The sequence below is a fragment of the Pacificibacter sp. genome, assembly GCF_039769035.1.
GTDB lineage: Bacteria > Pseudomonadota > Alphaproteobacteria > Rhodobacterales > Rhodobacteraceae > Celeribacter.
In genome coordinates, this window is the sequence record NZ_JBDMZG010000057.1 from 1 (window position 1) to 12,860 (window position 12,860).

14 protein-coding genes and 2 tRNA genes are annotated in these 12,860 nt (G+C 57.5%); 8 read left to right on the plus strand and 8 right to left on the minus strand.

The features are described from left to right. Positions 1-438: 438 nt before the first annotated feature. From ABF287_RS05465 to ABF287_RS05490, 6 genes are all read left to right on the plus strand, one after another. Positions 439-756: a hypothetical protein gene (locus ABF287_RS05465; RefSeq protein ID WP_347184007.1), complete on the plus strand. Its 318-nt coding sequence runs from the start codon at positions 439-441 to the stop codon at positions 754-756. A 119-nt stretch (positions 757-875) separates the two neighbouring features. Then, positions 876-2,186, plus strand: coding sequence for a homoserine dehydrogenase (locus tag ABF287_RS05470; protein WP_347184008.1), 1,311 nt, complete (start codon positions 876-878; stop codon positions 2,184-2,186). Between the two features lie 172 nt (positions 2,187-2,358). Then, entirely contained in the window at positions 2,359-2,919 is a 561-nt protein-coding gene (locus ABF287_RS05475) for a cysteine hydrolase family protein (protein WP_347184009.1), read from the plus strand. A 110-nt stretch (positions 2,920-3,029) separates the two neighbouring features. Next, positions 3,030-4,772: a single-stranded-DNA-specific exonuclease RecJ gene (gene recJ / locus ABF287_RS05480; protein WP_347184010.1), complete on the plus strand. Its 1,743-nt coding sequence runs from the start codon at positions 3,030-3,032 to the stop codon at positions 4,770-4,772. A gap of 103 nt (positions 4,773-4,875) precedes the next feature. Then, positions 4,876-4,950: transfer RNA gene (locus ABF287_RS05485), tRNA-Glu, on the plus strand. A gap of 258 nt (positions 4,951-5,208) precedes the next feature. Then, a tRNA-Glu gene (locus ABF287_RS05490) sits at positions 5,209-5,283 on the plus strand. A 57-nt stretch (positions 5,284-5,340) separates the two neighbouring features. On the opposite strand, the gene ABF287_RS05495 is transcribed toward ABF287_RS05490, so the two are convergent. The 4 genes from ABF287_RS05495 to ABF287_RS05510 form a co-directional block, all read right to left on the minus strand. After that, positions 5,341-6,360 carry a GGDEF domain-containing protein gene (locus tag ABF287_RS05495; RefSeq protein ID WP_347184011.1) on the minus strand — a complete coding sequence of 340 codons (1,020 nt, stop codon included), beginning with the start codon at positions 6,358-6,360 and terminating at the stop codon, positions 5,341-5,343. A gap of 3 nt (positions 6,361-6,363) precedes the next feature. Further along, the gene (locus ABF287_RS05500; RefSeq protein WP_347184012.1) at positions 6,364-6,954 is read right to left on the minus strand and encodes a heme NO-binding domain-containing protein; all 591 of its coding nucleotides are present in this window, start codon (positions 6,952-6,954) and stop codon (positions 6,364-6,366) included. Positions 6,955-7,107: 153 nt separating this feature from the next. Beyond that, positions 7,108-7,812, minus strand: coding sequence for an HAD family hydrolase (locus ABF287_RS05505; RefSeq protein WP_347184013.1), 705 nt, complete (start codon positions 7,810-7,812; stop codon positions 7,108-7,110). Then, a complete protein-coding gene (locus ABF287_RS05510; RefSeq protein WP_347184014.1) occupies positions 7,803-8,081 on the minus strand; it encodes a DUF3572 domain-containing protein in 279 nt (92 codons plus the stop codon). Before ABF287_RS05510 ends, ABF287_RS05505 begins: the two co-directional genes overlap by 10 nt. Before the next feature lie 104 nt (positions 8,082-8,185). Between ABF287_RS05510 and ABF287_RS05515 the strand changes: the two genes are divergently transcribed. Continuing rightward, positions 8,186-9,562, plus strand: coding sequence for a diguanylate cyclase (locus ABF287_RS05515; protein WP_347184015.1), 1,377 nt, complete (start codon positions 8,186-8,188; stop codon positions 9,560-9,562). A gap of 39 nt (positions 9,563-9,601) precedes the next feature. Here ABF287_RS05515 and ABF287_RS05520 read toward each other — a convergent pair whose 3' ends face one another. From ABF287_RS05520 to ABF287_RS05535, 4 genes are all read right to left on the minus strand, one after another. Further along, positions 9,602-10,150: a periplasmic heavy metal sensor gene (locus tag ABF287_RS05520; protein WP_347184016.1), complete on the minus strand. Its 549-nt coding sequence runs from the start codon at positions 10,148-10,150 to the stop codon at positions 9,602-9,604. Between the two features lie 3 nt (positions 10,151-10,153). Further along, the gene (locus tag ABF287_RS05525) at positions 10,154-10,582 is read right to left on the minus strand and encodes a hypothetical protein (RefSeq protein WP_347184017.1); all 429 of its coding nucleotides are present in this window, start codon (positions 10,580-10,582) and stop codon (positions 10,154-10,156) included. Beyond that, positions 10,569-11,159: an RNA polymerase sigma factor gene (locus tag ABF287_RS05530; protein WP_347184018.1), complete on the minus strand. Its 591-nt coding sequence runs from the start codon at positions 11,157-11,159 to the stop codon at positions 10,569-10,571. Before ABF287_RS05530 ends, ABF287_RS05525 begins: the two co-directional genes overlap by 14 nt. 214 nt (positions 11,160-11,373) lie before the next feature. Next, positions 11,374-11,889 (minus strand): EF-hand domain-containing protein, encoded by a 516-nt coding sequence (locus ABF287_RS05535; RefSeq protein WP_347184019.1) that lies wholly within the window; start codon positions 11,887-11,889, stop codon positions 11,374-11,376. A gap of 261 nt (positions 11,890-12,150) precedes the next feature. On the opposite strand from ABF287_RS05535, the gene ABF287_RS05540 reads away from it, so the two are divergent. Then, entirely contained in the window at positions 12,151-12,570 is a 420-nt protein-coding gene (locus ABF287_RS05540; RefSeq protein WP_347184020.1) for a DUF983 domain-containing protein, read from the plus strand. Positions 12,571-12,860: the final 290 nt, after the last annotated feature.

Consider the following 12,860-nt stretch of genomic DNA (forward strand, 5'->3'; position numbering starts at 1 on the left):
AAATGAATCGCGCCCAAAGCGCCCAAAATCACCACGGCCGACAAACGCCGTCCCATGGTTGCCGGCAGTGTAAACACGCGTGTTTCCAGTTGATCCTCACCACCTTGCGGAGTGTGATCGCCGCCCATTTGGTCACTCATGAAACCCTCCTCGTTTGGTTGTCGCGCGAACGCGTTGCAAATGGGTAGCCTGCGCAGCGCTTAACTAAAAGCAGATTCCTGCCAATTTTGTCGCAAAGTCCCGCGCAGGCCCAATCTTGCGCGCCCTGATCCATTGTGCCTTGGGTCTGCCCAAGTTAAGGTCGAAGCGAATTGATCCGCCACGGAATACAACTTTATGCGCCCCGCCGCCTTTGTTTCTACCCTCAGGTTTCCCCGACGCTCTGACACGCTTGCCTTTGGCGATGCGCGCACGCCTGCGCGGCTGACTGCAAAAAGCATGACCACGAAAACGGCGCTGCGCGGGGCCTGCCTTGGCATGGTCTGCGCCAGCCTGCTTGGCTGCTCTGCGCCGCCGGATTTGCACGACCGCGTTGTACCCGTTGACAACACGAAGCCTTGGCCGACCCTTTTGACAAGCCAAAGCATCGCCGAGCTCACCGCGACCCAAACCACTGAAGCGAGCGCCACCGATGAAACCGTGTCGCAATTGACCGCAAGGGCCGCCGCTTTGCGCGCACGTGCCGCGCGTTTGACGGGGCCTATCTTGGACACGGACACGCGCACGCGTTTGCAAGCCTCCGCCGCGCCCAATTAAGAACCGCCTCATCCCCAATTCCAAACACGCCACGCCTGCCCTGCGCCATTCAGTTGCACAGCCCTGCAGAAGTCGCTAACAGACTTGCAAGTTTATTTTCAGCTTTTGGAGCGCCCCCAATGTACGCAAAAACAATCGCCAAAGCCCCTCTTCGCCTCGGACTAGCTGGGCTGGGCACGGTTGGCATGGGCGTGATCAAAATCGTGCAAGAAAAAGCCGACCTTTTGGCCCTGCGCGCGGGTCGTCCCGTTGAAATCGTAGCCGTTGCTGCGCGCTCAAAAGGCAAAGATCGCGGCTTTGATTTATCCGGCTACGCTTGGGAAGACGATCCCGTCAAACTGGCGCAACGCGAAGATGTGGATGTGTTCGTGGAACTCATGGGTGGCTCAGATGGTCCGGCCAAAGCCGCCACGGAAGCCGCACTTGCCTCGGGCAAAGATGTTGTGACCGCCAACAAGGCGCTCTTGGCGCATCACGGTCAGGCTTTGGCCCTTGCAGCCGAAACCAACAACGCTGTTTTGCGCTTTGAAGCGGCTGTTGCGGGCGGCATTCCGGTGATGAAAGCCCTGACAGAAGGTCTTGCTGGCAACGGCATCACCCGCGTCGTTGGCGTGATGAACGGCACCTGCAACTACATCCTGACCCGCATGGAAGCGACCGGCCAAGGCTACAACGCGCTGTTCGATGAATGTGCGCGCTTGGGCTATCTTGAGGCCGATCCGCAGCTGGACGTCGGTGGCATTGACGCAGGCCACAAACTGTCGCTTTTGGCCTCGGTCGCCTTTGGCACCCAAGTCAATTTCGATGCGGTCGAGCTGGAAGGCATTGAACGTATCACCAACGAAGATATCGCTCATGCTTCTGATATGGGCTATAAAATCAAACTGTTGGGCGTCACACAGATGACAGGTCGCGGCCTTGAACAACGCATGACACCTTGCCTTGTGCCCAACTCATCGCCACTGGCGCAGCTTGACGGCGGCACCAATATGGTGGTGCTGGAAGGCGACGAAGTGGGGCAGATTGTCCTGCGCGGCGCAGGCGCTGGCATGGGACCAACCGCGTCGGCTGTGATGTCTGACATCATGGATATCGCCCGCGACATGCGTGTGCCGACCTTTGGCCAACCTGCAGCAACACTGGTTGAGGCAACGCCTGCCGTGGCCGCCGCCCCCGCGCCCTATTACTTGCGTCTTGAGCTGGTCGACAAACCCGGCGCTATGGCGAAAGTCACAAGTGCTCTGGGCGATTCTGGCGTGTCCATCGACCGCATGCGCCAATACGGCCAAGACGAAAATGCAGACGTCGCCCCCGTATTGATCGTCACCGACCCCGCCCCACGCGCCAGCTTGGACGCGGCCATCGATGCGATGCAATCCAGCGGCGTTTTGGTCTCCGACCCCGTCGCGATCCGTATTGAAAAAGTCTGATCCAAGGTCTGGTTTGCGCCCAGAAACATCCACTGCGCGCGCACCATGACAGCTTGTGGGGACGGCTTTTAGGCCCGAATGCCTTTCGACGTTGTCTTGCATCCGTTTTAATCTGCGGGCATTTCTGGAGGCCTCACGCAGGCCAATTGGCGCGCAAGGAGATGGAACACCTATGACCAAAGCTCTGATTTTAATCGACATTCAAACTGGATTTGACGCCCCCTTTTGGGGCGCGCGCAACAATCCAGATGCCGAAACCAAGGCCGCGCGGCTTTTGGCACATTTTCGCGCGCAGTCTTTGCCCATCTTCCACGTCAAACATCTTTCCACAGAAGCAGGCAGCCCGCTGGCAGGCGCAGGCGCCCAGATCAAACCCATCGTCGCGCCCTTGCCAGATGAGCCGGTCATTGCCAAATCCGTCAATTCCGCCTTCATTGGCACTGATCTGGACGCAAGACTGCGCGCCAAAGGCGTGACCGACGTGATCATCTGCGGGCTGACCACACCGCATTGCGTGTCCACAACCACGCGCATGGCCGCCAATTTGGGGTATCACGTCACCCTTGCCCATGACGCCTGTGCCTCCTTCGCCATCAACGCCAACACCAGCTGGTCGCAGGCCCCCGCCATGACGCCCGCACAAATTCACGACACGGCGGTCAGTCATTTGCACGGCGAATTTGCCACAGCCGAAAGCGTCGATGACATCCTTGGCACGCCCATCGCGCCCTAAACCAATGCCATAACGACGCCCAACTTTGCGTCTTGCTTATTCTTCCCATGCTCCAAGAGTTCCGCGCACCAACCCATTGCACCCGTGGTCTTGGGCAGGCATTAAGAGGCATGAGTGATTTTTTAGACGTTTCCGCCTCACTGACAGGCCGCCGCTGGGTGGGCCCTTCCCCCGAAAATGACCGCTTGGCCGAAGCCATGGCGCAGCAAACGGCCTTGCCTTTGCCCCTGTGCCAAACCCTTGCGCGTCGCGGTGTTGCCGTGGATGAGGCCGAGGCCTTCTTGGCCCCTGCGCTCAAAGATCTTCTGCCTGATCCCATGGTGCTCAAAGATATGGAGCCTGCCTCTACGCGGTTCATCCAAGCGCTGCAAAAGCGCGAAAAGATCGCTGTGTTTGCCGATTATGACGTGGACGGTGCCACCTCTGCGGCACTGCTGATCACGTGGTTGCGCGACATGGGGCACAGCGCCACGCTCTATATTCCGGACCGCATTGATGAGGGCTACGGGCCGAATGAGGCCGCGATGGAAGCCTTGGCGCGCGATCACGATCTGATCGTTTGCGTCGATTGTGGCACGCTTTCGCATGGACCGATTGCGGCGGCCAATGGCGCGGATGTTATCGTGCTGGATCACCACCTTGGCGGCGAGACCCTGCCAGACTGCGTGGCCGTGGTGAACCCGAACCGGCAAGACGAGACCGGCGATTTGGCGCATCTGTGTGCCGCAGGCGTGGTATTTTTGATGCTGGTCGATGTGAACAGACGCCTGCGCGGCGATGATATTCGCGGGCCAAACCTGATGCGTTACCTCGATCTGGTCGCCCTTGGTACGGTCGCCGACGTGGCCCCGCTGATTGGCGTGAACCGTGCCTTGGTGCGCCAAGGCTTGCGGGTCATGGCCGATCGCGAACGCATTGGCCTGCGCAAATTGGCCGATGTGGCGCGCATGGATACGGCGCCCACGTCCTATAGCCTTGGGTTTTTGCTTGGCCCGCGCATCAACGCAGGCGGGCGGATCGGTGCGGCTGATCTCGGCGCGCGCCTGTTGTCCACCACCGATGAAGTCGAGGCGCAAATGCTGGCGGAACGGCTGGATTACCTCAACACCGAACGCCGCGAAATCGAAGCCAATGTGCGTGCCGGCGCGCTTGACCAAGCCGCAGACCGTGGCTTGGACGGCCCGCTTGTTTGGGCGGCGGCGGATGGCTGGCATCCGGGCGTGGTTGGCATTGTGGCCTCACGTCTAAAAGAATCAACCAACCGCCCTGCGATTGTCATCGGCTTCGACGGCGATGATGGGAAAGGGTCTGGGCGGTCCATTTCAGGCGTCGATCTGGGCGCGAGCATCCAACGATTGGCGGCAGAGGGCCTGATCACCAAAGGTGGCGGGCACAAAATGGCCGCGGGCCTGTCCTTGACCCGCGATCAATTGGAACCTGCGATGGAACGCTTGGCTGAGCTCTTGGCCAAACAAGGGGCAGGTGATGCAGGGCCAGCGGACCTGAAACTTGATTCCCTTTTGATGCCAGGTGCTGCCACCATCGAATTGATCCACAAAATCGAATCTGCAGGCCCCTACGGCGCATCTGCGGCGGCCCCACGCTTTGCCTTTCCAAGCTGTATGATTCACTTTGCCAAACGCGTCGGTGAAAGCCACCTCAAGGTCAGCTTTTCAGACGGACAAGGGCCGCGGCTGGATGCGATTTGCTTTGGCGCTTTTGACACAAAATTGGGACCTGCCTTGGAAGGGCACGGCGGCAAGCGGTTCCACTTGGCGGGGCGTTTGGAAATCAACACTTGGGGCGGGCGACAGTCGGTCCAACTGCGGCTTGAGGACGGCGCTGAGGCGTAAAATTCTCAAAAATTTAACCGCGTCAAAAAAAACTCGAAGAGTTTGCATTTTATCTCTTGCGCCGCGCGGTTGGCTCGCCTAAACACCGCCTCACGCCAAGCGCGGTCCCTTCGTCTATCGGTTAGGACGCCAGGTTTTCAACCTGGAAAGAGGGGTTCGATTCCCCTAGGGACTGCCATGGCGGCTTTCAATTTACAGAGTTAGACTTCGCAATCCTCAACCACATTTGAGGCTGATTGCCCCTGTCCCCTGCGGTCCCATTGCGGCTGTCAGGCACTTCTTTTTTGCCCCAAAGACGCGAAACATCACAGCCATATTCAGTCGCGATAAATTTTCGAAGCGTCGCGCAAAAAAGTGATCCTTTGCGCGTTTTCCACCCCAAACGCCTCTTGCACTTTGTGCGCAGCTGGCCTAAACACCCGCTCACGCCAAGAGCGGTCCCTTCGTCTATCGGTTAGGACGCCAGGTTTTCAACCTGGAAAGAGGGGTTCGATTCCCCTAGGGACTGCCATGGCGGGTATTTCCAAACAATTACACCCGTTGAATGCCTGCCAAGGCCTCACGCGTTTTAGCGTGATGCAACAGCGGCTGGTTCAATTGTGTCGGTTGGCACCATTTCCGGATCGTAGAAGTTGGCACGGGCGCGACCCTCGTGTTTGGACGCGTAAAGCGCAGTATCCGCATCTTGCATCATTTGCTCGAAATCAACGATGTCGTAGTTGGCGGTTGTTGTGATTCCCACAGACCCAGAGATCTGGCACACCGTGCCGTTGAAGGGCACAGGCACTTCAAGCTGAACGATAATCCGACGGGCGATTTTCAAAAGGATTTTCGGGTCGATTTGCTTGTGCATGATCAAGATGAATTCGTCGCCCCCGACCCGCGCCACGATGTCATCGTCGCGCGTCTCGGCAGCCAGTATTTTGGCAACGTTCTGCAGGACGGCATCGCCCGCTGCGTGGCCCAATGTGTCATTGACGGCTTTGAAGTAATCGAGATCGAGTTGCATCAAGGCAAATGGCACCTCGCGCTGTACCATCTGGTCCAAAATATGATCCAAAGCGCGACGATTTTTCAGGCCCGTCAGCGTGTCCGTGAAGGCTTGTTCTTCGGCCACGACTTTGGCGCCTTGCAACCGTCGGTTCAGCTGTTTGGTTTCTTCCAAAACTGCAGACTTTGCTTCAACAAGATACAGCATTTCGATCGCCAGCTCTGTCGGGGCAAAGTCGCCCAATGTCAGGCTATAGTCGCGCACAGCATCCACCACCGAAATGCCAAATGACAGATTGAGCAACAAGTACTTCTTTTGCACGATCGGCGTGGCCACACCTTTAAGCTGCGTCGGCAGACCGGATTTAAACGAAACGTAGAGCTTTTTGTTCAGTGGTAGGACAGAGTCTTCGTGCTGACGGCCATCATCGCGCAATTCAAATACATCCAGAACATTTTGCCCGATGAAATCCTCTTCGGGGCGCAGTTTTCGCAGCGTTGGCCCTGCATGCAAAATCCGCCCGTCTGGGTCCAGAATCATGTTCATGGGCATCAGAAGGTCCAGCGAGGCTTTGTCCAAAAAATTCATATTACCCATGGTTCACCCCGCCTTCGCCGTGAGATCAAAGCTGCGTCCCGTGGCAAAGCTTTCCTCAAGCAAGTGAATGTTGATGATTTCGACACCAGTGCCCCGCCGCCCCTGATGTTCCAAAAGCACCAGCGCGCCGTAGTCATCCGCCATCGCGCGCATGATGCCGACCATCGCATAGCCAAACCCCGCCATCTTATGCTGGCAGGTTAAGGTGTGGGTGCCGTCACGATTTTCGACCAGCTCAAGCTTTGGCACTTCCAAATCGGGCAAGGCCAATCGGCAACGCCCCTCGATTTGATTAAGCGAGAACATGAATTCCTTATAGTCGTCGCCGCCAAATCGCAGTAGGCGCCGGATGGCTTCGACATTGGGGTGAGAGACCAAATAGGTGCCAATATCTTCCAACAGGGATTCCAGCGGCTTCGACAATCGCCGCGCTGACGTGGTCAGGAGTTTGACCGTCATCCGATCAGGATAGCTCAGCATCGCCTCGAAATTATCGAAGCCAAAATCTGCCTTTTTCGCGACATCGGCCCACACATCGGGTCCATAGGTGTCCCGAAGAAAACACTGAATTGCGCGATTTATCATCCCATGCATGAGCAACAGGCCCCCTGACTAGTACAGACCTAATCAGTAGACTCGCAGCATTAAAAAAGTACCAATACAGGCCTGGGTCGCGACCTTTTTAATCAAAACTTGAGACACGCCTTGCCGCAAGGTCACGCAAAAATGCCGAAATTGATTTAAATATCAGGGCTTTGGCTCAAATAGATCTGCCAGTTCAAAAATGTCTCTCAGCACGCAATCTGCCTGTGAAACCAAGTCTTGTCGCGTAGCTGTGCCCGTCAAAACCCCGACGGTGCGCATCCCAGCGGCGGCACCTGCATCAATATCATGCAGGCTGTCCCCCACCATCAACGTGTGTTCAGGGGCCACGCCAAGCGTGCCCAATGCGGCCAAACAGCCCGCAGGATCAGGCTTGCCACCGAAGCCACTGTCAAAGCCAATCACCACATCGAAAACGGAAGCAACGCCGGCGTGTTGCAAATGCGCGCGCGCCAGTGTTTCAAAGTCATTGGTCACCACGCCCAATTTGACGCCATGCCCCTGAAAACGTTGCAGCGATTGCGACAAGCCACGCACCGGCACAGGCAGCGCGTCGGTGAGGTTTGGCGTCATCACATGGGTGACCTGCGCGGCACTCAGATGCGGCACCAAGGGCACGATCCGCGCGATTTGTTCATCTGGCGTGCTGGCCACGGCGAAACTGTCTGGCAGATACCTTTGCGTGCCCAGATCAAACCCCAAGACGTGGCAAATCGCCTGAGCGATCGCGGCATCGCCCCCCGACAGCTCGGTGATCATGCCTGCGGCCCAAGGCCCCCACGACTTTTGAAAATCAAACAACGTGCCATCTTTGTCGAACAAAATGGCTTGAACCGAAGCTACGTCCAATGGATGTCCTCCCCCCCAGGCAGGGCCTGACGGGCGCGCAAAACGTCATGCGGATCAATCGCAATCGCCGCGGCGCAATCGTTAACCCAGTCGTCGTTCATGGTTAAGAAGTCCAAAACGGCTGTGAGTAACTCCGTTTCCCCTGCCCGCGTGCGCAAATCGTCTTCGCCAAGCCCCGTAGAGCCAAGGAAAACAGGCAAAAGATCGTCATGTCCGACCAACCATACCAGCACTTGTAGGGCGAGTGTTTCGGCACGTTCTTGCTGCATTTGTGGATAACCCCCTATGGATCGAAACGCTTTATTAACCAATCAAGCCCATTTTAGACTCACTCTCTTAACGTTACCGATTAACACAGATATCCGAGGGCGCAATGGCAGGCCGCATTCTCATCGTGGACAATGTCCCGACGAGCCGCATCATTCTGAAAGTCAAACTTTCCAAAGCCTTTTACGAGGTGATGCAGGCGGCGTCTGGCCGAGAGGCGATGGCCTGTGCGATCAAGGACCAGCCCGACATTATCATTCTCGACACGGATCTTGGGGATATGAGCGCGCATGAGCTGTGCGCACTGCTCAAAAGCACACCCGCGACGCGATATGTGCCAGTGCTCATCGCCACCCCCGCGGATGATACAGAGGCCAAGATCGCCGCGCTTAAAGCGGGCGCTGATGAATTTCTCACCAAACCGATTGATGAACCCACATTGATTGCCCGCGTGCGCGCCTTGATGCGTGCCCTTGCCACCACCGACGAGCTGCGCCGACGCAACAACACCGCGCATGCCTTGGGCTTTGCTGAGGCCCCTGCGAGCTTCACGGCACCAGGGAAAATTTCGCTGGTTGGGCGCAATGCTGAGGACGCGATGACATGGCGCGCGGGGCTGCGCGGGTTGATCAACGATGACATCGACATTGTGCACGCCGATCGCCTGTTGGAAACCATAGCAAATGGGCACGCCGCCGATGTCTATTTGATTTCCAGCGATATGAGCGACGGCGGCTCTGGATTGCGGCTGATCGCGGACATTCGCGCGCGCCACAACACGCGCTCGGCTGGCATCGTTGTGGTGCACGAAGATCAAAACCGCGACGATGCGGTCATGGCGCTGGATTTGGGGGCAAATGACGTGATCACCCGCGGCTCTGATCCCGAAGAAATGGCCCTGCGCCTGCGCTCGCAAATGCGCCGCAAAATTCAAGCCGATGTGTTGCGCACCTCGGTCGACGAAGACCTGCGACTGGCGATGATGGATCCACTGACAGGGCTTTACAATCGCCGCTATGCCCTGCCCTATTTGACGCAAGTCATGCAGCAATCCGTTGCCTCCGGCCAACACTTTGCCATCATGTTGATCGACTTGGACCACTTCAAAGGCGTCAACGATACCTTTGGCCATGCGATCGGGGACCAAGTGCTGACCGAGGTCGCAAAGCGGCTGCGCGACAATATGCGGGGCATCGATTTGATCGCGCGCTTTGGCGGCGAAGAGTTCTTGATTTGCATGCCCATGACATCTTTGGTGCAAGCCCGCGCGGCGGCAGAACGGGTGCGCAGTGTCTTGTGCGCCACCCCCGTGGCCACCGCCGCTGACGGCACGCCCGTGTCGACATCGGCCTCGATCGGGCTGTCTATGGGCGGCACGAAACACGTGGGCATCGAGACGCTTCTGGAGATCGCCGACCGCGCGCTCTACCACGCAAAAGCCGAAGGTCGCAATCAAGTGACCCTCGGCTCTTATGCTGCATAAAGCGTCGCAACATCTGACGCTTACACTTTAAACTTCACTCTATTGATCGGCCTTCGGCTTGCGGTCTTCACCCCGCCCATCACGGTCGCGCCGCAGAGGACGTTTAAGCGCCGCATCAAGGCGCAGCGCATAGGCGGCACGCGCCTCAGGCGTCATCGCCGCGACATGATCGGCAATCACATCAGCACCAATTCTTTGCTGCGTGGCCAATTTGTCCAATTGCACCAACATCATTGATTTGAATACATCAGCATCAAATGGCTCTGCGGTCAGGGATGCCAAAATGGCCTCGAATTGACTTTGCACATCGCGGCGCGCCTTATCTGGGCGACCCGCTTTGCCGATGTAAGCCCGTCCAATCGCGCGGCGCTCAGAATGCTCAAGTGCAGCCACATAAGGACCAAAGCCAAAGTCACGAGTCTGCATCGCACGGGCGCGCACCTCGCCCGATACACCGCGATGTTCGCCGCGTATCGCCGCCCCTGCAATCAGTCCAACAACGGCCAAGTTGACCGCAAGGGATGCGATCAAAACCCAGCGCATGCGCCGTGACTTCGGAGGTGGAGTTTGCGTATTCGGGTCGCTCATAAATTAGCCTTCCGCCGCTAAATCGTAAAAACTTGGCACCAAATCATCAAGCGCGTAGCTCAGCGTTTCGGTGTCGATTGTGTCTGTCACCGTCAGGGACGCGCTGGCAAAGGCGTCTGTGGTGAATTGCGAAACTGTCGTTGGCGCACCCAATCCGATGCCCAAGCCCATCACTGTGGCCGTCGCAAGCCCAGCGCCGCCGCGCCATCCGCCGATGCCCTCTAAAAGTTGCGCAAACCAAGACCGGCGCACGGGCGCGTCCTTGGCAGCAGCCCAAGCGGGTATGCCTGCGCCCAGCGCCTGTTGTGTGGCGTCTGCATCGGCCAGAACACGGGCCATAAAATCGTTTGAAGGCTGCACAGTCTCGGACTGAGCCTCCGCAAAAAGACTGTCTAGGTCAGCATCGCTGAGCAGATCATCACGCTGTGTCATCTTCAAACCCCAATTCTTCGCGCTGGTTGGCCAAGGCCTTTGCCAGTGCGCGTTTGCCCCGCGCGGTCAAACTTTCAACCGCCTCGACGCCTATCTCTAATATTTGCGCTATTTCAGGGTTTGAGAACCCCTCAATATGGCGCAACACAACCGCTTCTCTTTGCCGATCGGGCAAGGTGTGCAGCGCGCGGTCGAGCGCAGCCACCCTTTGTTTTTGCATCAACACCGCTTCTTGTGAGGGCTTATCGTCCTCAGGTTCCGCGATTTCATCCAGCCCAGCGCCACGTTTCTTGCGCAAACGGTCCGTACACAGGTTGGTCACCACGCGGTACAGCCACGTCGAGACCTTCGCCTCGCCCACACGCCAGTCCGGCGCGATTTTCCACAGACGCATCATTGCATCTTGCGCCACGTCTTCGGCCTCGGCACGGTCCTTCAACAAACGCGCAGCATAGCCGATGACCCGCGGAGCATGGCGTTCGGTCAACACGCGCGCCGCGCCGCGATCCCCATTGCCAAAGGCGATGAGCAATGCGTCGTCGGAAGCATCATTAAGGGCGTCAAAAGGCATATTCATGGCCTCTCAGACGTAACCCGTGAAAAGATCGGCGTCCATGGTGGTTGGTCCTGTTTACGCAATTTCAAAGACTGTCGCGCCTCTTACGGACGCTGGCAAGTGCGGGCTTGGGCGGGCAAGTGCTGACATGGGCGGGCGCGGTCTGCGCCCTGCCCTTTGGTTTTGGCCTTTGCTTTCGGCCTTTGGGTTTAGGCCCATGGTTTAGGCACGTGGCTTACTCAGACTTCCCTTTGCCTTTGCCACCTTTACCGCCTTTGCCGTGACCGCGCTTGCTGATCTTTTCGAATTCCTCTTCGGAAATGGTGCCGTCGCCATCTGTGTCCAAACGCTCGATCATGGACTTCTTGCCCATCGCGTCCATTTCATCAGCGGAGATTTCGCCATCTTCATCCGTATCGAGCTTTTCGATCATTTTCTCGATCATCTTGGCTTTGCGCTCTTCGAACTTCTCAGCACGCTCTTCGGATTTGGCCTTGCGACCTGCTGCGAATTCTTCCGCAGAAATCTTGCCATTGCCGTCTGTGTCCATCGCCGCAAAGCGTGCGGCTTTGAGCGCATCGATTTCAGCTTGGGTGATTTTGCCATCGCTGTTCGCGTCCAAGGTCGCGAAGTCTGGCGTCATGCCACTTGCGGCCATGCGCCCGCCTTTGCCACCGTGGGCAAAGCTGGCAGTGGCAGAGCCAAATACAGCGACCAATGCGACGGCGGAAATGAGTGCTTTACGTTTCATAAGATGTCGTCCTTACCTTGTTATTGCTGCGCGGCGCAGACCATGTCGTCTGCAGCGCGCTTGTGATAAGTAAAACGAACACACGGGCATTTTCCGTCGTGATCTGCGCATAAATCGTACAACACACGCGTTTCATTGAATATATTTCCGACACCTTTGCGCGACAACCGGACGCAAGGACATGACGCATCGGTTTGCGTATATATTGAACCCTTAGAATGATGCTCAAAGCACATTGGCCTAAATCACAAAGGCAAACGCATGACTGATACCGTCCTAAACGCCCCGACCCATTTGGATGCAACCGATGCACCCGAACGCGAGATGAAGCCTGCCTTGCTGCGCGGGTGGAAACGCCGCTGCCCGTCCTGTGGCAATGGTCCGATGCTCAAGGGCTATCTGAAGGTGCGCGATGAATGCCCAGTGTGCAACGAAGCGTTTCACCACCACCGCGCAGACGACGGCCCGCCCTATCTGACCATCTTGATCGTCGGCCACCTGATGGCGCCGCTCATGGGCTGGGCCTACACGGAGTTTCGCCCCGATCCCTTGATGATGATCGCCTTCTTCGCCACCGGCACCGTGTCCTTGTCCCTGTTCCTACTGCCCCGCTTCAAAGGCGCCATCGTCGCCTTCCAATGGGCCAAACGCATGGGCGGATTTGGCGACACAAACGCCTGAGCCGCGCTCGAACGCAACAGCCCCGTCGAATCGTGCGTCGCACTTAACGAACAATGCGCCCAACGCGGGTGCGCTGGAAGCATGTGCCAAGATTAGGCGGCTTAGAGTGTGGCGAGCTTGACTAAACTCTAAAACCCAACGGCTCCAGTTGCCTCACCATCATTATCCTGGGCATCGTTGACACTAGGTTCAGCAGGTTCAGCCGTTTTCACGGCGCCACCACTCACGCCAAACCCGAAGCTACCGTCACCCAAGTCATAGCCCAGATCAACGCCTGCAAAGACGTTCTC